Annotated in this window: 19 protein-coding genes; 15 read left to right on the top strand and 4 right to left on the bottom strand. The window is 65.7% G+C overall.

The window, feature by feature from the left end:
- The first annotated feature begins 563 nt into the window (after window positions 1-563).
- The 10 genes from EAV90_RS33990 (at window position 564) to EAV90_RS33945 (ending at window position 10,549) form a co-directional block, all read left to right on the top strand.
- Window positions 564-1,145 carry a helix-turn-helix domain-containing protein gene (locus EAV90_RS33990; protein ID WP_129145881.1) on the top strand — a complete coding sequence of 194 codons (582 nt, stop codon included), beginning with the start codon at window positions 564-566 and terminating at the stop codon, window positions 1,143-1,145.
- Between the two features lie 17 nt (window positions 1,146-1,162).
- The gene (locus EAV90_RS33985; protein WP_164937225.1) at window positions 1,163-1,636 is read left to right on the top strand and encodes a GNAT family N-acetyltransferase; all 474 of its coding nucleotides are present in this window, start codon (window positions 1,163-1,165) and stop codon (window positions 1,634-1,636) included.
- A 180-nt stretch (window positions 1,637-1,816) separates the two neighbouring features.
- Complete coding sequence (locus EAV90_RS33980) at window positions 1,817-2,872, top strand: LacI family DNA-binding transcriptional regulator (protein ID WP_129145880.1); 1,056 nt, start codon at window positions 1,817-1,819, stop codon at window positions 2,870-2,872.
- Window positions 2,873-2,954: 82 nt separating this feature from the next.
- Complete coding sequence (xylB, locus tag EAV90_RS33975) at window positions 2,955-4,409, top strand: xylulokinase (RefSeq protein ID WP_129145879.1); 1,455 nt, start codon at window positions 2,955-2,957, stop codon at window positions 4,407-4,409.
- The gene (gene xylA, locus EAV90_RS33970) at window positions 4,410-5,732 is read left to right on the top strand and encodes a xylose isomerase (protein WP_129145878.1); all 1,323 of its coding nucleotides are present in this window, start codon (window positions 4,410-4,412) and stop codon (window positions 5,730-5,732) included.
- 12 nt (window positions 5,733-5,744) lie between these two features.
- Complete coding sequence (locus EAV90_RS33965; protein ID WP_129145877.1) at window positions 5,745-6,503, top strand: ATP-binding cassette domain-containing protein; 759 nt, start codon at window positions 5,745-5,747, stop codon at window positions 6,501-6,503.
- Window positions 6,503-7,585, top strand: coding sequence for an ABC transporter permease (locus EAV90_RS33960; RefSeq protein WP_164937224.1), 1,083 nt, complete (start codon window positions 6,503-6,505; stop codon window positions 7,583-7,585). The genes EAV90_RS33965 and EAV90_RS33960 overlap by 1 nt, the downstream gene beginning before the upstream one ends.
- 93 nt (window positions 7,586-7,678) lie before the next feature.
- Entirely contained in the window at window positions 7,679-8,611 is a 933-nt protein-coding gene (locus EAV90_RS33955; RefSeq protein WP_162500496.1) for a sugar-binding protein, read from the top strand.
- A 105-nt stretch (window positions 8,612-8,716) separates the two neighbouring features.
- Window positions 8,717-9,694 (top strand): aldo/keto reductase, encoded by a 978-nt coding sequence (locus EAV90_RS33950; RefSeq protein WP_122406056.1) that lies wholly within the window; start codon window positions 8,717-8,719, stop codon window positions 9,692-9,694.
- Window positions 9,695-9,697: 3 nt separating this feature from the next.
- Window positions 9,698-10,549: an amidohydrolase family protein gene (locus EAV90_RS33945; RefSeq protein WP_122406055.1), complete on the top strand. Its 852-nt coding sequence runs from the start codon at window positions 9,698-9,700 to the stop codon at window positions 10,547-10,549.
- A 223-nt stretch (window positions 10,550-10,772) separates the two neighbouring features.
- On the opposite strand, the gene EAV90_RS33940 is transcribed toward EAV90_RS33945, so the two are convergent.
- Window positions 10,773-12,002: an ABC transporter substrate-binding protein gene (locus EAV90_RS33940; protein WP_129145875.1), complete on the bottom strand. Its 1,230-nt coding sequence runs from the start codon at window positions 12,000-12,002 to the stop codon at window positions 10,773-10,775.
- Window positions 12,003-12,118: 116 nt separating this feature from the next.
- Window positions 12,119-13,045 (bottom strand): class I SAM-dependent DNA methyltransferase, encoded by a 927-nt coding sequence (locus EAV90_RS33935; protein WP_129145874.1) that lies wholly within the window; start codon window positions 13,043-13,045, stop codon window positions 12,119-12,121.
- A 196-nt stretch (window positions 13,046-13,241) separates the two neighbouring features.
- Here EAV90_RS33935 and EAV90_RS33930 point away from each other — a divergent pair, with 196 nt between their 5' ends.
- The 5 genes from EAV90_RS33930 to EAV90_RS33910 all read left to right on the top strand — a co-directional run bounded on the left by EAV90_RS33930 (window position 13,242) and on the right by EAV90_RS33910 (window position 18,598).
- Window positions 13,242-14,279 (top strand): ligase-associated DNA damage response exonuclease, encoded by a 1,038-nt coding sequence (locus EAV90_RS33930; protein WP_129145883.1) that lies wholly within the window; start codon window positions 13,242-13,244, stop codon window positions 14,277-14,279.
- Window positions 14,276-15,937 carry an ATP-dependent DNA ligase gene (locus EAV90_RS33925; protein ID WP_129145873.1) on the top strand — a complete coding sequence of 554 codons (1,662 nt, stop codon included), beginning with the start codon at window positions 14,276-14,278 and terminating at the stop codon, window positions 15,935-15,937. The genes EAV90_RS33930 and EAV90_RS33925 overlap by 4 nt, the downstream gene beginning before the upstream one ends.
- A 267-nt stretch (window positions 15,938-16,204) precedes the next feature.
- Window positions 16,205-16,510 (top strand): DUF6460 domain-containing protein, encoded by a 306-nt coding sequence (locus EAV90_RS33920; protein ID WP_122406050.1) that lies wholly within the window; start codon window positions 16,205-16,207, stop codon window positions 16,508-16,510.
- A gap of 26 nt (window positions 16,511-16,536) precedes the next feature.
- Window positions 16,537-17,271, top strand: coding sequence for an MBL fold metallo-hydrolase (locus tag EAV90_RS33915; protein ID WP_122406049.1), 735 nt, complete (start codon window positions 16,537-16,539; stop codon window positions 17,269-17,271).
- A 1-nt stretch (window position 17,272) separates the two neighbouring features.
- Window positions 17,273-18,598 (top strand): MATE family efflux transporter, encoded by a 1,326-nt coding sequence (locus EAV90_RS33910; protein ID WP_122406048.1) that lies wholly within the window; start codon window positions 17,273-17,275, stop codon window positions 18,596-18,598.
- A 130-nt stretch (window positions 18,599-18,728) separates the two neighbouring features.
- Here the strand turns inward: EAV90_RS33910 and EAV90_RS33905 are convergent, their stop codons facing one another.
- Window positions 18,729-19,826 (bottom strand): quinone-dependent dihydroorotate dehydrogenase, encoded by a 1,098-nt coding sequence (locus tag EAV90_RS33905; protein ID WP_129145872.1) that lies wholly within the window; start codon window positions 19,824-19,826, stop codon window positions 18,729-18,731.
- Window positions 19,823-20,167, bottom strand: coding sequence for a DUF952 domain-containing protein (locus tag EAV90_RS33900; RefSeq protein ID WP_122406046.1), 345 nt, complete (start codon window positions 20,165-20,167; stop codon window positions 19,823-19,825). The genes EAV90_RS33905 and EAV90_RS33900 overlap by 4 nt, the downstream gene beginning before the upstream one ends.
- Window positions 20,168-20,322: the final 155 nt, after the last annotated feature.

Here is a 20,322-nt window from a genome sequence, read left to right as displayed (position 1 = left end):
GGAATCCTGAAAATGAAATTGCAAGGTTCCGATGCCCGAAGCATCAAAACCCTGCAATCCTAAAACACCCCGCAACCACAAATGCGATTCCAGCTCAATCGCTTAGCCGCTCTTCACGGATGACTAGTGAGCCGCCCCGTCTACATCGGAAGCCCGATTTGTGGGTCACTCGGCTCGATTTTCACTGCATCATGTAGTTACGATTTTGCGCGCTGCTACTCGCGCGGCGATCTCCCATGATCGGTGCTCCGGTTTTGCATCGCGTTTCCAACCCATTGATGGCATTGACCACGGTTCGCGCCGGTTTTGCAGCTAAGTGATTGTAACGCCTGACAACCGTCCAGCTTCCCAAGCTGCATACGAGGGTTCGATTCCCTTCGCCCGCTCCAATGTTTCACCGATCGTGATCTCAAGCCGGGCTCGATTGCTTCGGATTTCGCCCGCTGGTGCGAGATTCCAATATATTAGCCCCCCATTTGCCGGCGTTCGACCTTTCGCGCGCTAAGCTCCGTCGTCTTCGCGCGTACGGTCCTGGCGCCGGGGCGTTATGCGAAGAGGAGGTCATGGACCAGCAGAAACTCGACCGCGCGATCGGTCGCCGCCTGAAGACGCTGCGGACGCAGGCGGGGATGACCCTGAACGAACTCGCGGGCCGCTCCGGCGTCAGCCGGGCCATGATCGGGCGGGTGGAGCGGGCGCAGAGCAGTGCGACGGCGGCGCTGCTCGGAAGGCTCTGCGCCGCGCTCGACGTGTCGCTGAGCGATGTCGTCGCGCTGGCCGAGAAGCCACCGGAGCGGCTGGTGCGGTTCGCCGACCAGCCGCACTGGCGCGATCCCGAGAGCGGCTATCGCAGGCGGCATGCCTCGCCGACCGATGCGGCAAGCGGCATCGAGATCATCGTCGTCGACCTGCCGGCTGGCGCGCGGGTGCCGTACAGCCCCTGGGGCCGCAACGCCTTCACCCAGCAGCTGTTGATGCTGGAGGGCGTCATCGCCGTGCATATCGATGCCAAGGCGGTGCGGCTGCGTGAGGGCGATTGCCTGGATTTCGACGTGATGCGCGCCGTGATCTTCGAGAACGAAACCAAGCAGGACGCGCGCTACATCATCATCACGCGGCGCGGCGCCTCCTATGGCAAGATGTGAGACAGGAGATCCTGATGATGCAGATCCGCACCGGCGACACCCATGATCCGCGCGTCATCGCGCTGCTCGATCATCACGTTGCGGCCGCGCGGGCGCAGACCGCGCCGGGCAGCGCCCATGCGCTCGATCTCGCGGGGCTTCGCGCGCCCGAGATCGCGTTCTGGACCGGCTGGGATGGCGAGACGCTGGTCGCCACCGGTGCGTTGAAGACGCTCTCGGCTGACCACGGCGAGGTGAAGTCGATGCACACGCTTCAGACAACGCGGCGACGCGGCTTCGGCGGCCAGATGCTCCGCCACATCGTGACTGAGGCTCGTGCACGCGGCATCAGGCGTCTCAGCCTCGAGACCGGCTCCTGGGACTATTTCAAGCCGGCGCACGCGCTCTATCAGGCGCACGGCTTCATCGCCTGCGGCCCGTTCGACGGCTATGTCGAGGATCCCAACAGTCTGTTCCTGACGCTTGACCTGTCGGTGCCGGCGCGCCGGTAGATCAGGAGCGCGTCTCCTCGATCTCGTCGAGTGCGCGCTCGGGGGCGATGTCCCGGGCGGCTTCCTCCAGATCGCGGGCCCGGTCGAGGAGCTGTTCCTCGAGTTGGCGGCGACCGGGGATGGCCGGTGCTCGGTCAAAATGAGTTGCGCACCTCAAAACACCTCTGCTAGCCTTCAGCCATGGCCGAGACTCTCACCCCGTCTGCGCTGACGCTGAAGGACATCGCCCGCGAGGCCGGCGTCAGTCTCGCGACGGTTGACCGCGTCCTGCACAACAGGCCGGGGGTGCGCCCGGATACGGTCCGCCGCGTCAAGGAAGCCATTGAGCGCAATTCGTTCCAGCCGCATGTGGCCGCCGCCGAGCTCGCCCGCGGCCGCGCCCGCCGCTTCGCCTTCGTGATGCCGTCGGGGCCGAACCCGTTCATGCAGCAGATCGAAGCCTATCTCGGCGAGATGGCGGCCTGGCTCTCGGCCCGCCGCCTCAGCGTCGAGATGGTCCCGACCGACGTGTTCGATCCTTCCGTGCTCGCCGCTTCGCTGGAGGCGCTGTCGGGCGCATATGACGGCGTTGCCGTGGTGGCGCTGGACCATCCCGGTGTCCGCGCCGCGATCAACGACCTCGTCGATGCCGGTGCCAAGGTGGTGACGCTGGTTTCCGACGTGCCGTCCTCGCGCCGCCACCATTATGTCGGGATCGACAACATCGCTGCGGGCCGCACCGCCGGCGCGCTGATCGGGCGCCTGGTCGGCGGGCGGTCCGGCAAGGTCGCGATCGTCGCGGGCTCGCAGGGCCTGCGCGACCACGCCGAGCGCATCTTCGGCTTCAACCAGGTGATGGCGTCTGAATTCCCCGGCCTCGACGTGCTGCCGGTGCTGGAAGGGCGCGACGAGGACGACCGCTCGGAACAGCTGCTGGCACAGCTGCTCGGCAGGCATGCCGACATCGTCGGCCTTTATAACGTCGGCGCCGGCACGCAGGGCGTTGCCAAAGCGCTGAACGACAGGGCGTTGAACGAGGCTGGTCGCGACAAGCTGGTGTTCGTCGGGCACGACGTCACCGCGTTGACGCGCCGATTGCTGCTGCAGGGCGTGATGGACGCCGCGATCTCGCAGAACCCCGGACATGAGGCGCGCGCCGCCGTGCGCGTGCTGCTGGCGCTCGCCCGCGGCGAGCCGATCTTGCGCGAACAGGAGAAGATCAGGATCGACATCGTGATGCGGGACAATCTGCCTTAGCGGCAGGTGGATTTCGAAAAGGCCCGCTGCGGGGCAAGGCGACGCAAGATCGCGCGCCGCAGCATGCGAAAGGGAGGGTGACGTGTATCTCGGAATCGACATCGGCACATCCGGTGTGAAAGCGGTGCTCGTGAGCGAAGCCGGCGCGGTTGTCGCGACGGCGCCGCGCGAGCTTGCGCTGTCGCACCCCGCGCCGCTGTGGTCCGAGCAGGACCCCGATGCCTGGGTCGATGCGACGATCGGCGCAATCGACGATCTCGCCGCGCGCCATTCGCGCGAGGTTGCGCAGGTTCGCGGCATCGGGCTGTCAGGTCAGATGCACGGCGCGACGCTGCTTGGCGAGGACGGCCAGCCGCTGCGTCCGGCCATCCTCTGGAATGACGGTCGCTCGCAGGCCGAATGCGCAGCTCTGGAGCGGCGCTGTCCCTCGCTGCATGCGATCGCCGGCAATCTCGCGATGCCGGGCTTCACCGCGCCGAAGCTGCTGTGGGTGGCACGGCATGAGCCGGAGATATTCGACCGCATGGCAAAGGTGCTGCTGCCGAAAGCCTATGTGCGCTATCGCCTTACCGGCGAGATGGTCGAGGATATGTCGGATGCTGCCGGCACGCTGTGGCTCGACGTCGGCCTGCGCCGCTGGTCCGCGTTGCTGCTGCATGCCACCGGGCTCGACCTGCACCACATGCCCCGCCTCGTCGAGGGCAGCGCGGCGAGCGCATTGCTCGCGCCGGACTACGCGCGGCGCTGGGGCATGACCGGGAATGTCGTGGTCGCGGGCGGCGCCGGCGATAATGCGGCCAGCGCGATCGGACTCGGCGCCATTGCGCCGGGCGATGCTTTCCTGTCGCTGGGAACGTCGGGTGTCCTGTTCCGCGTCACCGATCGCTTCGCCGCCGCGCCGACATCGGCCGTGCATGCTTTCTGTCACGCGCTGCCCGGCCTGTGGCATCAGATGGGCGTGATGCTGTCGGCGGCGGCTTCGCTCGCGTGGCTGTCTGGCGTGATGGAGACGCCGGCCACAACGCTATTGGCGCCGCTCGGCGAGCGCGTCGATGCCCCGAGCCCGATCAAATTCCTGCCCTATCTCGATGGCGAGCGCACGCCGCACAACGATGCCGCCGCCAGCGGCGCCTTCATCGGCTTGCGCGGCGCGACCGGCCGGAGCCAGATCGTGCAGGCCGTGCTGGAAGGCGTCGCCTTTGCCGCGCGCGACAATCTGGCGGCGCTGAGCGCAGCGAGCGGGCGGATTGCCGAGGTCGATCTCGTCGGCGGCGGCTCGCGCTCGCCGCTGTGGGCGCAGATCTGCGCCGACGTGCTCGGCATTCCCGTCCACCGGGTCGAGGAAGGCGAGGTCGGCGCCGCGCTCGGCGCCGCGCGGCTCGGCCGGCTCGCCGTAACCGGCGAAGATCCCGCGGACGTCTGCACCCGTCCGCGGCGGCTTGCGAGCTTCACGCCCCGTGCATCTGTAACAGCGGCCTATGACGAGGCCTATCGTCGCTGGCGCGCGCTTTATCCCGCATTGAAGGAGCCTGTTTAAGTGAACCTGTCAGCCAAATTCTTCGATGCAAGCGCACCCATAGCCTTCGCTGGCAAGGATGCGGAAAGCGCGCCCGCCTTCCGCTGGTACGACAAGGATCGCCTCGTGCATGGTCGCAAGCTCGAGGATCATTTGCGCTTTGCGGTCTGTTACTGGCATTCGTTCTGCTGGCCCGGCGGCGATCCCTTCGGCGGTGAGACCTTTTTGCGGCCCTGGCACCACGGCACCGATCCGATGGCGATGGCGCGGGCCAAGGCCGATATCGCCTTCGAGCTGTTCCGCCTGCTGGACGTACCCTTCTTCACCTTCCACGACGTCGACGCCGCGCCGGAAGGCGCTTCGCTCAGCGAGTCCGTTGCCAATCTCAACGCGATCGCCGATATCTTCGAAGCGAAGATGGCCGCGGCAAAGGTCCGCCTGCTCTGGGGTACCGCGAACCTGTTCACGCATCGCCGTTACATGGCGGGCGCAGCGACCAATCCGGACCCCGACATCTTCACCTATGCCGCCGGCCAGGTCCGGGCCGCACTGGAGGTGACGCACCGGCTCGGCGGCCAGAACTATGTGTTGTGGGGCGGACGTGAGGGCTACGAGACGCTGCTCAACACCGATCTCGAGCGCGAGCTCGACCAGCTCGGCCGTTTCGTCTCGCTCGTCGTCGAGCACAAGCACAAGATCGGTTTCAAGGGCCCAATCCTGATCGAGCCGAAGCCGAAGGAGCCGACCAAGCATCAATATGATTTCGACGTCGCCACCTGCTACGGCTTTCTCGAACGTTTCGATCTCCTCAACGATGTCAAGCTCAACATCGAGCAGAACCACGCCATCCTCGCCGGCCACTCCATCCATCATGAGGTCGCGCTGGCCGAGGCGCTCGGCGTGTTCGGCTCGCTCGACATCAACCGCGGCGACGATCTGCTCGGCTGGGACACCGACCAGTTTGCGATGAACGTGCCGGAACTCGCCTTGGTGTTCCACGAGATCCTGAACCGCGGCGGCTTCACCACGGGCGGGCTCAACTTCGACGCCAAGATCCGCCGCCAGTCGATCGACCCCGATGATCTCATCCACGCCCATGTCGGCTCGATGGATGCCTGCGCGCGTGCCTTCCTCGCCGCCGCCGACATGCTCGACGCCGGCGTGCTCACCACACCGCTTGCCAGGCGCTATGAGGGCTGGGCTGGGCCTGAGGGCAGGGCCATTCTCGGCGGTCAGCGTTCGCTCGCCGATCTCGCCGACCGTGCGATGTCTCCCGGCTTCGATCCGCAGCCCCGCTCCGGCCGGCAGGAATATCTGGAATCCCTGGTCAACCGCTATGTCTGAGGAAGGCCGCTGATGACGAGAGCTGACGCGACACCGGTCCTCGAACTCACCGGCATCGGTAAGGAGTTCGGCGCGATCCGCGCGCTGCACGGCGTCGACATGCAGGTGTTCCCCGGCGAGGTGGTCGGCCTGATGGGCGACAACGGCGCCGGCAAGTCGACGCTGGTCAAGATCATCGCCGGCAATTTCCGCCCCACTCACGGCGAGATCCGCTTTACGGGCAGCGCGGTCCACTTCAACCGCCCGGTCGATGCCCGCGCCGTCGGCATCGAGGTCGTCTACCAGGATCTCGCGCTCGCCGACAATCTGACCGCCGCCGCCAACGTCTTCCTCGGCCGCGAGCTGAAGCGCAAGTTCGGACCCATCGCGCTGCTCGACCACAAGGCGATGGCGGCGCGGGCACTGGAGCTGTTCGGCGAACTGCGCTCCGAGACGCGCCCCGACGATCTCGTCAAGCAGATGTCGGGCGGCCAGCGCCAGGCGGTCGCGATCGCGCGGACACGGCTCTCCAACGCGCGGCTGGTGATGATGGACGAGCCGACCGCGGCGATCTCGGTGCGCCAGGTCGAGCAGGTGCTCGGCCTGATCCACCGGCTGAAGGAGCAGGGGGTCGCCGTCATGCTGATCTCGCACCGCATGCCCGACGTGTTCGCGGTCTGCGATCGCGTCGTCGTCATGCGCCGCGGCGAGAAGCGGGCCGACAAGCCGATCCACGAGACCTCACCGGAGGAAGTCACCGCCCTCATCACCGGCGCGAAGGAGGCGGCGTGATGGCCGTGCCCTTGGAATCACCGATCAGTTTCACCAATGTCGGCCGGATCAGATGGTGGCAGCGCGGCATCTTCGCCTCCCAGACCGGCTATGTCCTGATCGCGCTGGCGGTGCTGCTGGTGATCATGCATTTCGCCAGCCCCTATTTCTTCACCGAAGGCAACATGCAGAACGTGGCGAAGAATTTTTCCTTCATCGCCATCGCCACGCTCGGCGTCACCTTCGTGATCATCACCGGCGGCATCGACCTCTCAGTCGGCTCGATGATGTGCTTCTCCGCCATGATCACCTCGATGGTCATGACCGAGCTGTCGACGCCCGGCGGGCTCGGCGCCTCGCTGTTCGTGCACATGGCCGCCGACGGCAAGACGGTGGTCGCTAACGTACCCGGGCTGATCCTGTTGATCTCCGTGGCTGCGGGCCTCGGCGTTGCGCTGATTGCGGGTCTCGTCAACGGCTTCTGCACCGCCGTGCTGGGCCTGTCGCCCTTCGTCACCACGCTCGGCATGCTCTCGATCGTGCGCGGGCTCGGCTATGTCGTTTCCAATGGTCGCGGCAGTTTTCCGGGCGGCCCGGACGCCGACTACTTCTACGGGCTCACCTCGGGCGACGTGCTCGGCGTGCCCATGCCCTTCATCTATCTCGTGATCCTCGCGCTGGCGATGGCGGTGGTGCTCCATCACACCTCGTTCGGCCGCCATGTCTTCGCGCTCGGCGGCAACGAGAAGGCGGCGGAGCTCACCGGCATTCCGGTCGTACGGGTGAAGATCGAGGTCTATGTGATCTGCGCGCTCGCCGCGGGCTTGCAGGGCATCATCATCTCCGGTTGGCTGGGATCGGCGCCGGCCAACATGGCGACGTCCTACGAGCTCAACGTGATCGCTGCGGCCGTGATCGGCGGCGCCAACCTTGCCGGCGGCATCGGCGGCCCACTTGGCGCCATCGTCGGCTGCGTGCTGCTGGAAGTGATCCGCAACGGTCTCGTGCTGGCACAGGTCTCCTCCTACTGGCAGCAGACGCTGGTGGGCGTGATCATCATTCTGGCCGTGCTGGTCGACCGGATCCGTTCGCGGATGAGCTGACGTCATGTCATCCCGGGAAGGCAACCAAATGCCGCCTGTCCGCTTCCCGGGCACTTTCGAGGGGATGGGCACCAAACGAGGGTGGAGGAGATAATGAGGAAACTTCTGCTTGCGGGAATCGCCGTTGCGCTGATGGCGACGCCGGCATTTGCTGCGAACTACCGCTTCGTCATCGTGCCCAAGGCGATGAACAATCCGTTCTTCGACTTCGCGCGCGATGGCTGCCAGAAGCGCGCCAAGGAGCTCGGCAACATCGAGTGCATCTATAAGGGACCGGTGGAGCATGAGCCGGCGACGCAGGCCCAGATCATCCAGGACTTCATCACCCAGAAGGTCGACGGCCTCGCGATCTCGGTCGCCGACGTCGCGGCCATGACCAAGTCGATCGAGGCGGCAACCGCCGCCGGCATTCCTGTCATCACTTTTGATGCGGATGCCCCAGGCTCCAAGCGGATCGCCTATATCGGCACCAACAACAAGGAGTTCGGCTTGGCCCTCGGCAAGCAACTGCTGAAGATGCGGCCCGACGGTGGAAAGTACGCCATGGTCTCCGGTGGTCCCGGCGCCAAGAACCTCGCCGAGCGCGTCGAGGGCGTTCGCGAGGCGCTGAAGGGTTCGAAATGGACCGAAGTCGCGGGTTCCCCGACGTTCTGCAACGACGATCCGGCGCTGGCGGTCCAGCAGATGACGGACATGCGCACGGCAACGCCCGACCTCGCCGCGATCGTTCCCATCGGCGGCTGGCCGATGTTCGCCCCCGAAGGCTTCAAGGCCTTCGCTTCCCGCAACAAGAAGGACATCGATTCCGGCAAGTTCACGCTGGTCGTCGCCGACACGCTGAAGATGCAGCTCGAGCTGTTGCGTGACGGCTATGCCAATGCGCTGGTCGGCCAGCGTCCGTTCGAGATGGGCGAGAAGGCGATGGACACGCTGCTCGCGATCAAGAAGGGCGAGAAGGTGCCGGAGATCGTCTACACCGGCCTCGACCTCGTGACCAAGGACAATGTCGCGCAGATGCTGAAGTAGGAGCTCCGCCAGCCCCGTGCTCCTGCGTGCCTCCCCCGCTTGCGGTTCCCGCGAGCGGGGGAGATGATTTGGCGGTTGGAAGAAGACTCCTGGAAGGCAATGGGAATGAAAAGGTCACGGCTCGGCGCTCTCGATGTCACCTCGATCGGCCTCGGTTCCGCCCCGCTCGGCGGATTGTTCGCACCAGTCAGTGACGCCGACGCGGAGGCAACGATCGCGCGCGCCTGGTCTGCCGGCGTCCGCTTTTTCGATACCGCGCCGCTCTACGGGTTCGGCCTCGCGGAGCGGCGGCTCGGTGGATTCCTGCGGCAACAGAAGCGGGACACCTACGCCATCTCGACAAAAGTCGGCCGTCTGCTGCGCGCGCCCGATGATGGCGCCGCCGAGGATGAGCACTACAAGGGCACGCCGCGCGAGCGGCCGGTGTTCGATTTCAGCCATGACGGCGTGATGCGATCGGTTGAGGAGAGCCTGGAGCGGCTTGGGCTCGACCGCGTCGACGTCCTGCTGGTGCATGACCCCGACGACCATTATGACGAGGCCGTCGCCGGTGCCTTCCGCGCGCTGCAGCGCCTGCGCAGTGAGGGCACAGTCAAGGCGATCGGCGCCGGCATGAACCAATCGGAGATGCTGGTTCGCTTCGCCGAGGTCGTGCCGGTCGACTGCTTCCTGCTCGCCGGGCGCTACACGCTGCTCGATCAGGGCGCGCTGGAGGCGCTGTTTCCGCTCTGCCAGGCCAGGAACATCGGCATCCTGCTCGGCGGCATCTACAACAGCGGCATTCTGGCCAATCCGCGAACTGGCGCCAAGTTCAACTATCAGGATGCCGATGCGGCGCTCGTCGCGCGTGCGCTGGAGCTCGATGAACTCTGCCGCAGGCACGGCACGGAGCTGAAAGCCGCCGCGCTGCGGTTCTGCATGGCGCATCCGGCGGTGACGGTCGCCGTGCTGGGGGCGCGCAACGCCGCGGAAGTCGCCGACAACATCGCGATGTCGGAGAGGGCGGTGCCCGCCGCGTTCTGGCAGGAGTTGCGTGCACGAAAGCTCGTCGATGCGCGGGCGCCACTTCCCGGCGGGGCGTAGGACATGATCATCGACGGCCACCAGCATTTCTGGGATCCGGCGCGCGCCGATTATCCGTGGATGGCGGCGGACGAGCTGGCGCCGATCCGTCGCGCTTTCGGTCCTGCCGATCTCGCGCCATTGCTGAAAGCAAACGGCGTCGACGCCAGTATCGTGGTGCAGTGCCGCTCCGCGCTGGGGGAGACCGAGGAATTCTTGCGCATCGCGCATGTGACGCCGTCTGTGGTTGGTGTCGTCGGCTGGGCCGATCTGACCGATGGCGACCTCGGCGAAACGCTCGACGGGCTGCGCGCCTTGCCGGGCGGCGGCAAGCTGGTCGGTATCCGCCACCAGGTCCACGACGAGACCGATCCCGACTGGCTGCTCCGCGAGGACGTCCAGCGCGGCCTCACGGCCGTATTCGCCCGCGAGCTCGCTTACGATTTCCTCGTTCGTGCCCGCGAGCTGCCGGCGGCGATCGCAACCGCGCAGGCCTTTCCGCACGCGCGCTTCGTGCTCGACCACGCCGCCAAGCCACCGATCGCGGACGGTGGAAGCGACGAATGGGCCGACCGCATTGCCGCGTTAGCTGCTTGCGGCAATGTCTGGTGCAAGATCTCAGGGCTCGCGACCGAAGCGGTCTGGAGTGACTGGGATGCGGAACGGCTGTTTCCGTTCGTCGACCACTCCGCAAAATGTTTCGGCGAGGACAGGCTGATCTTCGGCTCCGACTGGCCGGTGTGCCTGCTTGCGGGAAGCTATGGCGAGATCAAGACCGCGCTGGAGGCCTGCCTGGCGCGGCTTGGCCCGCAGGTGCGGGACAAGGCGTTTGGTGTGAATGCGGCGCGGGCATATCGGCTGGTCTCGCGCGTTTAGCGCCTGAGCGCGCGCCTCGTCCCTCGAGACGGCGCTGACGCGCCTCCTCAGGATGAGGCTAAGCGGCATCCGTGTCCCGGAAGCAACCACCGCGCACTCCGTTCCTCATCCTGAGGAGCCCGCCCAAAGCGGGCGTCTCGAAGGATGGCCGCAGGGAATCCTATCTCAAATATGATCGCCCTGCGGGGAACGAGGAGGTAAGGGGCAGCGGAATTCGCCGACCCTACTCCGACATCGGCTTGTCGGAGATATCCCAGTCCTTGCCGGTGAAGGTGGAGATGAACAGCGTCTTCATCGGCGTGTAGTTCTCGGGCGTGTAGCTGTAGGTGACGCCATCGAGGAAATAGGGCGAGTGGAAACCCGCGAGCGTCGATGCCTGCTTCAGCACGTTGGCGCGGGTGAGCTCGTCGCCGCAGCGGCGCAGGATCTCGCCCATGGTCACGGCTTGGCCGTAGCCGGCGAAGGCGATGGTATTGTCGGGGTCGATGCTCGGCAGGTACTTCTTGCGCAGCTCTTCGAACGCCATCACGTCAGGGTCCTTCTCCCATTTCGGCAGGCCGACCTCCTTGTTGTAGCGGATGGCGACGATGCCGGTGCAGTTCTCCAGCCCCGCGGTATTGAGGATCGAGCGTCCAGTCGAGCCGGCCGACAACAACTGCAGTGGCTTCCAGCCGAGCTCGGCGACTTTACGAATCGACTGCGACGACGCCTTGCCGGTGGAGATGTTGTAGAAGACGTCGGCGCCCGATTTCGAGAGATTGATGAGCTGGGAATCGACGGTCGGATCGGTGAGATCGTAGGTCTGCTCCATGATCACCTGCGCGGTGCCGCCGGCATCGGCCAACACCTTCTTGAACGGCCCCAGGAAGTCGCGGCCGAAATCGTCGTTCTGGTAGAGGATGCCGATCTTCGCATTCGGCTTCACGCTGACGACGTGCCGGGCCAGGATGCGCGCCTCGGTCGGATAGAGCGGCAGGCCCGCCATCGTCCATTTGAACTCTTTCGGATTGTTCCACTTCGAGGCGCCGGTGTTGAGCAACAGCTGCGGCACGCCCTTGGAGTTCAGGTATTTGTGCACGGCGGTCTGCGGTGCGGTGCCGAGCGAGCCGTAGAGCGCCAGCACCTCCTCCTGCTCGACCAGCCGCCGCGTCGCCTCGACGCATTTCGGCGCGCTGTAGGCATCGTCCATGGTGAGAAACTTGACCTTGCGTCCGTTGATGCCGCCCTTCTCGTTCAGCATCTGGAAATAGGCCTCGCCGATGCGGCCGAGCACGCCGTAGAGCGAGCCGGGGCCGGAATGCGGCACAGTCTGCCCGATCTTGATCTCGGTGTCGCTGGCGCCCGCGTCGTATTTCTTCTCCGCAGCCCAGACGTAAGGCGCCGGCAATGCGGATGCGGCGATGGTGGCGAGCGCAGCGGCGCTGAAATCGCGCCGCGATGGATTCTTCGTCATTATTTGTTTCTCCCTAGCGAGCGCATTGTGCTGGCATCGCAGCTCGGCTCGCAAGTGGGAAGTCGCAGCTTTGCGACGCAATGACGCTCGAAATCGCTAGGCGCCAGCGCCTAGACTCAAGTTTTCTCGGCAACGACGACGAGGCCGCGCACCGGCTCGTTGTTCTCGTTGCGCGGCGAGGCCGGCTCCAAAGTCAGCAGCTTGAGATCCGCCTTGGCGATGGCACCGCGCACATATTCCGCGGAATGGGCATAGCGCAGGCCTTCGCCAAGCACGACGCCACTGCCGTCATGCGTCTCCAGCGTGAAGGCGAGCACGCCGCCTGACACGAGCACGCGCCTGGCCTCGCTCAGCACCGGTGCGAGATCGGAGAGATAGACGAACGCATCCGCGGCGACGACGAGGTTCGCGCTTGCGTCGGCCTTGCCGCGCAGCCCCTCGATCATGTCGGCGACTTCGAGCTCGGCATAGAGGTTCGTCGCGCGCGCCTCCTTGATCATGCCGGGCGACAGGTCGATGCCGATGAAATGGTCGACCTGCTTGGCGAACGCGGCGGCCGCAAGACCCGTGCCGCAGCCGAGATCGATGGTGCGCTTGAAGTAGGCGGGCTTTTTGGCGGCGACGCGCGCAGCCAGCACCGCCTTGAAGATCAGCGCGGGCGCGCGATAGCCGAGATCGTTGATCAGCGCGTGCTCGAAGCGCGGCGCGTATTGATCGAACAGCGCCTGCACATAGGCCTTCGGCATCTCCGCCATCTCCGCATCGCCGAGCCGCATCAGGTGCAGGCCGGCGCCGTGCTGGTCTTCGGGATCGGTTCGGCGCGCTTCACGGAAGGCCGCGATGGCCTTGTCGCGCTCGCCGAGCTGCTGACGGATCTCGCCAAGCGTGAACCAGGCCGAGGTGAAATCAGGCGCGAGCTCGATCGCCTGCTCCAGGAGATCCGCGGCGGCGGGCAGGTCGCCCTTGAGCTGCAGGTCGCGCGCGAACTCGAAACGGCGGTCGGCCATGAGATCGCCGGAGGTCAGGAACAGGCGCAGGGGCATGGAACTACTCGTCATTGCCGGGCTTGACCCGGCAATCCATCAATAAGAGAACTCTTTAGGAAGATGGATGCGCGGGTCCCGCCCTCACCAAGTGGTTTCGGCGGCTTGTACATCACCGGGCCGGCGAAGCCTAGCGGAGACGGCAAGCCCGCGCATGACCGCTCAATTTGGAGCGGCCCGTTCCTATATCACTCACATGCGTCCGCAAGACATCCTGCTGCCAACTGCTGCCGGCCTATGCTGCAAGCCCGGCGCCTTCCATATCGACCCTGTCCGTCCCGTGGAGCGGGCCGTGATCACCCACGGGCATTCCGACCATGCCCGCGCCGGCCATGGCGCGGTGCTGGCGACGCAGGAAACGCTCGATATGATGCGCCTACGTTATGGAGAGAATTTTGCCGGGTCGACCCAAGCGATCCGCTATGGCGAGGAGATCCGGCTCGGCGACGTCACCGTCAAGTTTCACCCGGCCGGCCATGTGCTGGGATCGGCGCAGGTCGCGGTGACGGCTAAGGACACCTGCGTCGTTGCCTCCGGTGACTACAAGGATGCGCCTGATCCGACCTGCACGCCCTTCGAGCTGGTGCCCTGCGACGTCTTCATCACCGAGGCGACGTTCGGGCTGCCGGTGTTCCGGCACGGCGATGCGAGCGACGAGGTGAAGAAGCTGCTCGCCTCGGTCGCATTGTTTCCGGAGCGCGCACACCTTGTCGGTGCCTATTCGCTCGGCAAGGCACAGCGGGTGATCGCGCTGCTCCGTGCGGCCGGCTATGACGCGCCGATCTACCTGCATGGCGCGATGGAGACGATCACGCATTACTATCAGAGCCGCGGCATCGAACTTGGCGAGTTGCGGCCGGCGAAGGGCGTGAAGAAGGCGGCGCTCGCCGGCACCATTACACTGGCGCCACCATCCGCAACGTCCGATCTCTGGACGCGCCGCTTTCCCGATCCCGTCACGGCGTTCGCCTCGGGCTGGATGCGCGTGCGTGCCCGGGCGCGGCAGCGCGGCGTGGAATTGCCGCTGGTGATCTCCGACCACGCCGATTGGGACGGCCTTACCGCGACCATCGCCGCAACTGGCGCCGGCGAGATCTGGGTCACCCACGGCCAGGAAGATGCGCTGGTGCATTGGTGCCAGAGCAAGGGCCTGAAAGCGCGGCCGCTCGATCTCGTCGGCTATGGCGACGAGGAGGAGAGCGAGACGCCCATTCAAGGCGAGGCCGAAGCATGAACCGCTTCGCCGAGCTGCTGGACCGCCTCGCCTACGAGCCCGGCCGCAACAACAAGCTGCGGCTGATCACCGGCTATTTCCGCGAAGTCGGCGATCCCGACCGCGGCTATGCGCTGGCGGCGCTGACCGGCGCACTCAGCTTCAAGCATGCCAAGCCTGGGCTGATCCGCGATCTGATCGCGGCGCGCGCCGATCCGGTGCTGTTCGGATTGAGTTACGACTATGTTGGCGATCTCTCGGAGACGGTGGCGCTGATGTGGCCGAAGGCCGCGCTGGCGGCACACAACAATCCGCCGCCTCCGACACTGACCGAAGTCGTCACCACACTGCGCACGCTCGGCAAGACCGAAATGCCGGCACAGCTGGCGCGCTGGCTCGACGAGCTCGACGAGACCGGCCGCTGGGCGCTGCTCAAGCTCGTCACTGGCGCGATGCGCATCGGCATCTCGGCGCGGCTGGCCAAGACCGCGGCCGCCGCGCTCGGCGACAAGGACCCGCACGATATCGAGCTGATCTGGCCCGGCCTTAGTCCCCCCTATCTCGACCTGTTCGCCTGGCTGGAGGGACGCGGCGAAAAACCCGTCAATCGCGATCCCGCGCCGTTCCGGCCCGTGATGCTCGCGCATGCGATCGAGGAAGGCGATTTCGCCGCGCTCGATCCCGCCGACTACATCGCCGAATGGAAATGGGACGGCATCCGCGTGCAGGCGGTCGCCGGCCGCGACGATCGGGGGCACATCACAGCGCGGCTCTATTCGCGCACCGGCGAGGACATCACCGGCAGCTTTCCGGATCTCGTGCCGTCGCTGCACCTGCCGGGCGCCATCGATGGCGAGCTTCTGATCCTGCGCGAGGGCCGCGTGCAGAGTTTCAACGTCCTGCAACAGCGGCTCAACCGCAAGGTCGTCTCGCCGAAACTGATCAAGGAGTTTCCGATTCACTTGCGCGCCTATGATCTGCTCGGCGACGACGAGAACGATCTGCGCGAGCTGCCTTTCGCGGAGCGGCGCGAACGGCTGGAGACCTTCGTCGCGAAGCTCGACGATGCCCGTATCGATCTGTCGCCCACCGTTCCCTTCGCAAGCTGGGACGCGCTCACCGCCGCACGTGCCAATCCCGCGAGCGCCGGTGCCGGCGAGGATGCCGACGCTATCGAGGGCGTCATGCTGAAGCGGCGCGATGCGCCTTATCTGCCGGGACGGCCGAAGGGGCAGTGGTGGAAGTGGAAGCGCGATCCGCACATCATCGACGCCGTGCTGATGTATGCGCAGCGCGGCCACGGTAAGCGCTCGTCCTATTATTCCGATTACACCTTCGGCGTTTGGACCGAGACCGAGAATGGCGAGGAACTGGTCCCGGTCGGAAAAGCCTATTTCGGCTTCACCGACGAGGAGCTGCTCCAGATCGACCGCTTCGTCCGCCGCAACACCACCGAAAAATTCGGTCCCGTCCGCCACGTCGTGCACGAGGGCGACAAGGGTCTGGTGCTGGAAGTCGCTTTCGAGGGATTGCAGCGCTCGCCCAGGCACAAATCCGGCGTCGCCATGCGTTTCCCCCGCATCAGCCGCCTGCGCTGGGACAAGCCGCCGCGCGAGGCCGACCGGCTGGAGACGCTGGAGCGGATGCTGAAGGCGGAGCCGGAGGAGATTGAGATATGAAACTGTGCTGGGCCGGGACTCGTTTCTCACCCGGTCGGTTGCGCCCCTTGTCCTGCTACCCCGCACTCCGTCCTCATCCTAGGAGCCCGCCTAAAACGGGCGTCTCGAAGAATGGCCGCAGGGAAACACTCGCAATCGCCCCGCGGAGAGGTGGCCCGGCGCACTGCCCGAATTAAACTCCCGTAACCCGATTGACTCCGGTTGCGGGTTCCCCATGTGCCTCGCCGTGCCTTATAATGGGGTCGAATCCGCCTTCAGGAGTTTGTGATGGTCCAAGACGTCAGAGATTTGCCGGCCGGCCGCAGCGACGGCCTGCACCGCTTTCTCGGCGGCTCGCCGCTGACCGTCGCGTTCCGCCTGGTGCTGCTCTCGATCCTGGTCGGCGTCGTGCTGGCGGCGATCGGCTTCGACCCCTGGAACATCATCCACAGCATCCGCCTCTTGTTCCAGCGTCTCTGGGATCTCGGCTTCGATGCCGTGAACTGGCTGTGGCGCTACTTCCTGCTCGGCGCGGTCATCGTGATTCCGATCTGGCTGCTCTCGCGCGTGTTCGGCGCGCCGCGCGGCCGGTAAGGTGTGATTGAGGGAGTGCGCAGCCGATGCAACTGCGTTTCGTCGGCTGCGGTGACGCTTTCGGCTCCGGTGGCAGGCTCAATACCTGCTTCCATGTCTCGGGACGCGAAGCCAACTTCCTGATTGATTGCGGCGCGTCGGCGCTGCCGGCGCTGAAGCGGCTCGAGATCGATTGCAACGAGATCGACCTGATCCTGATCACGCATTTCCACGGCGACCATTTTGCCGGGCTGCCGTTTGTCTTGCTCGACGCGCAATTCTCACGGCGGACGCGGCCGCTGACGATCGCGGGTCCGCAAGGCATTGCGTCGCGGCTTGCCCAAGTGATGGAAGCCCTGTTCGAGCATTCCTCCAAGACCAAGCAGCGCTTCGAGCTGAACGTGGTCGAACTCGCACCCGAGCAAAGCCGAAGCTTCGGCGCCGTGACGGTGACGCCCTATCCGGTCGTGCACGGCGAATCCGGCGGTCCATTCCTCGCCTATCGCGTCGCGGTCGAGGGCCGCACGCTCGCCTACAGCGCCGATACCGAATGGACGGAGACGCTCATTCCGCTGGCGCATGGCGCGGACCTTTTCATCGCTGAGGCCTACATGTACGAGAAGGTGGTCAAGAACCATCTCAGCCTGAAGACTTTGGAACAGCATTTGCCCGAAATCGGCGCCAAGCGGCTGGTCCTCACCCATATGAGTGACGACATGCTGACGCGTCTGGATGAAATCGAACACCTCGCCGCCGAAGACCGCATGGTGCTCGTGTTCTGACATGCACGCACCGGTTCATCCCAGGATAGGCTCCCGCCAGGTGTTCGCCATCGCGGGTCCCGCGATGGTCGCGAACCTCACGACGCCGCTGATCGGCGTGGTCTCGACCACCGCGATCGGCCGGCTCGACGATGCCGCACTGCTCGGCGGCGTCGCGATGGCCTCCGTCATCTTCGACTGCCTGTTCTGGCTGTTCGGCTTCCTGCGCATGAGCACGCTTGCGTTCACCGCGCAGGCGCTGGGCGCCGGCGAGACGCGCGAGCAGACCGTGATCCTGGTGCGCGGCTTCATCGTCGCGGGCCTGATCGGTGCGGCGCTGATTGCGCTGCAGCTGCCGCTGGGGGGCCTGCTGTTCGACCTGATGGGCGGCAGCGCGGGCGTGACGCAGGCTGCGAAGACCTACTTCATGATCCGGATCTGGTCCTCGCCGTTTGCCTTCGCCAATTACGTCATCCTGGGCTGGCTGGTCGGGCAGGCCCGCGCCAATCCGGCGCTCGCGCTGCAGGTCGTCATCAACCTCATCAACATGGTGGCGACGATCCTGCTGGTGCTGGTTTACGACACCGGCATCGCCGGCGCGGCGATCGCGGCGCTGCTGTCGGAGACGACAGGCTTCGTGCTGGGCGTGATCGTCTGCCGTCGCTATGCGACCGGCGGCTTCAAAGTGCCTCGCGCAACGCTGTTCGATCGCGCCAAGCTGATGCGGCTCTTGGCGGTGAATTCCGACATCATGATCCGCACCGCGGCGCTGATCGCCGTGTTCCTGTTCTTCACCGCCAAGGGCGCGCGCGCGGGCGACGTCACGCTGGCGGCGAACTCCGTGCTCAACAATTTCCTCCTGGTCAGCGCCTTCTTTCTCGACGGCCTCGCCAATGCAGCCCAGCAGCTCTGCGGCCGCACCTTTGGCGCGCGCGATCCAAAAGGCTTTGCGGATTCGATGCGGCTGGTGCTGCTCTGGGGCCTCGGCTTTGCGCTGGTCGTCGCGGTGCTGTTTGCGCTGTTCGGGCCAGCGCTGATCAATGTCATGACGGCGAGTGAGGATGTTCGCCGCGTCGCGCGCGACTTCCTGCCGTTCATCGTGCTTGCGCCCATTCCCGGTGTGTTCGCCTTCGGCTTCGACGGCATCTATGTCGGCGCGACCTGGGCGCGCGAGATGCGCAATCTGATGCTGCTATCGCTGGCGATCTTTTTCGGCGTCTGGCTGGCGCTGCAATCGTTCGGCAATGCCGGCCTGTGGAGCGCGCTGATCGCGTTCTATGTCGCCCGCGGCGGCTTGCAGGGCGCGCGCTATCCGGCGCTCTACGGGGCGACGTTTTCGAAAATCTAGCCGTCGTGTCCCGGACGCGACGCGGCATGAAATTGACGCGACGCAGAGCCGGGACCCAGCAGGTATGGGCCCCGGCTCTGCAGCGCACCGCTGAAGGAGCGCTGCGCTGCGTCCGGGGCACGAGACCGCCTCACATCCTCGGCCAGTCTTCCGCGGTGAGTGTCGCCGCATCCGCGCCGACGATCTCGGACAGCGAATCCCGCCCCGTCCGGAGCAGCGTGGAGGTCAGGTCGCGCTTGATCTCGTCGACAAGGCCGAGACCCTTATAGACCAGCGATGAGTAGAGCTGGATCAGGCTGGCGCCGGCACGGATCTTGGTCAGCGCGGCGCCGCCCGAGTCGACGCCGCCAACGCCGATCAGCGGGAATGCGCCCTCGACGCGCACATAGGTTTCCGCAACCATCCGCGTCGACAGGCGGAACAGCGGTCGGCCGGACAGGCCACCTTGCTCCTTCGCCCGCGACTCCTCACGCAACGTGCTCGGCCGCGCGATCGTGGTGTTCGAGACGATCATGCCGTCGACCCGGCGCGAGCGCGCGACCTGCACCACGTCGTCGAGCTGGGCAAGGCTCAAATCCGGCGCGATCTTGAGCAGCACCGGCGTGTCGCCGGCCTTCTGACGCACCCGCTCGCGCGCGTCGATCACGCGTACGAGCAGGTCGTCGAGCAGTGCGCCTTCCTGCAACTTGCGCAGGCCCGGCGTGTTCGGCGAAGAGACGTTGACGGTGAAATAGCTTGCGACCGGTGCAAAGGTCTCGATCAGCTTGACGTAGTCGGCGACGCGGTCCGGCGAATCCTTGTTGGCGCCGACATTGACGCCGACGATGCCGCCGTGCTGCGCGCGCGCCGCAAGCCGGCGCAGGGCTGCCTCCGCGCCGTCATTGTTGAAACCCATGCGGTTGATGATCGCCTCGTCGCGCTCGAGCCGGAACAGCCGCGGCCGCGGATTGCCTTCTTGCGGTTTCGGCGTCACCGAGCCGATCTCTACGAAGCCAAATCCGAGCCGCAGCAGCGCGTCCGGTACCTCGGCGCTCTTGTCGAAGCCCGCGGCCATGCCGATCGGATTGGGAAAGTTCAGCCCGAAGGCGCGCACCGCGAGCTTGGGATCGTCGGCACGCGGCTTGACCGGTGGCAGGAAGCGCAGGCCCTGGATCGCCAGGCGATGCGCGTCCTCGGGATCGAGCCAGCGCAGCACCGGCAGCGAAAAGGCGTCGAACGCGCGGATCACGGGGCGAGCTCCGGCACATCGTGACCACCGTCGGAGCGCATGTTGAGGTTCAATACCGCGATCACCGCGCCGAGATCGAGCTCGCCATAGAGATGCGGAAAGAGCTCGTCGTTGCGCGAACGTTCCCAGCGCAGCTCGCTGCCCAGCGCATCGCCATCGACCTCGACCAGGAACAGCGCGCGCTGTCCGAAATAGTGCTTGCGCAGGGTTTCGGGAACTTGGGCGGCGGTCGAGAAATGGATGAACCCGTCGCGCGCGTCATCCGCGCTGCCGCGGTAGACGCCCTGCCGTTCCGCCTCGCGCCAGGCCGAGGCCGGACAGATTTTGTAGATCTTGACCACCGCTTACGCAGCCTTGTTTGTTCTTTGAGTCTTTTGGGTTTTTTCGTCTCTCGCGGGTCTTCGAAACCCGGGCGCGACCGTAAAGGCCGGCCCTTCCGAACTCAAGATCTAGAGCCTTTTCCGGTCCGATGAAATCGGAAACGGCGCTCTGGATT

Origin of the sequence: Bradyrhizobium vignae, from assembly GCF_004114425.1 — a bacterium.
In the GTDB taxonomy this organism is placed as follows: Bacteria; Pseudomonadota; Alphaproteobacteria; order Rhizobiales; family Xanthobacteraceae; genus Bradyrhizobium; species Bradyrhizobium vignae.
The sequence above is the reverse complement of the archived record's forward strand: the minus strand, read 5'-3'. Positions and strand labels throughout refer to the sequence as shown.

Bases quoted from the DNA above. Each gene is read 5' to 3' on its own strand.
- EAV90_RS33990 (WP_129145881.1), top strand. From the start codon at position 564: ATGGACCAGCAGAAACTCGACCGCGCGATCGGTCGCCGCCTGAAGACG.
- EAV90_RS33985 (WP_164937225.1), top strand. From the start codon at position 1,163: ATGCAGATCCGCACCGGCGACACCCATGATCCGCGCGTCATCGCGCTG.
- EAV90_RS33980 (WP_129145880.1), top strand. From the start codon at position 1,817: ATGGCCGAGACTCTCACCCCGTCTGCGCTGACGCTGAAGGACATCGCC.
- EAV90_RS33965 (WP_129145877.1), top strand. From the start codon at position 5,745: ATGACGAGAGCTGACGCGACACCGGTCCTCGAACTCACCGGCATCGGT.
- EAV90_RS33960 (WP_164937224.1), top strand. From the start codon at position 6,503: ATGGCCGTGCCCTTGGAATCACCGATCAGTTTCACCAATGTCGGCCGG.
- EAV90_RS33955 (WP_162500496.1), top strand. From the start codon at position 7,679: ATGAGGAAACTTCTGCTTGCGGGAATCGCCGTTGCGCTGATGGCGACG.
- EAV90_RS33950 (WP_122406056.1), top strand. From the start codon at position 8,717: ATGAAAAGGTCACGGCTCGGCGCTCTCGATGTCACCTCGATCGGCCTC.
- EAV90_RS33945 (WP_122406055.1), top strand. From the start codon at position 9,698: ATGATCATCGACGGCCACCAGCATTTCTGGGATCCGGCGCGCGCCGAT.
- EAV90_RS33940 (WP_129145875.1), bottom strand. From the start codon at position 12,002: ATGACGAAGAATCCATCGCGGCGCGATTTCAGCGCCGCTGCGCTCGCC.
- EAV90_RS33935 (WP_129145874.1), bottom strand. From the start codon at position 13,045: ATGCCCCTGCGCCTGTTCCTGACCTCCGGCGATCTCATGGCCGACCGC.
- EAV90_RS33930 (WP_129145883.1), top strand. From the start codon at position 13,242: ATGCGTCCGCAAGACATCCTGCTGCCAACTGCTGCCGGCCTATGCTGC.
- EAV90_RS33925 (WP_129145873.1), top strand. From the start codon at position 14,276: ATGAACCGCTTCGCCGAGCTGCTGGACCGCCTCGCCTACGAGCCCGGC.
- EAV90_RS33920 (WP_122406050.1), top strand. From the start codon at position 16,205: ATGGTCCAAGACGTCAGAGATTTGCCGGCCGGCCGCAGCGACGGCCTG.
- EAV90_RS33915 (WP_122406049.1), top strand. From the start codon at position 16,537: ATGCAACTGCGTTTCGTCGGCTGCGGTGACGCTTTCGGCTCCGGTGGC.
- EAV90_RS33910 (WP_122406048.1), top strand. From the start codon at position 17,273: ATGCACGCACCGGTTCATCCCAGGATAGGCTCCCGCCAGGTGTTCGCC.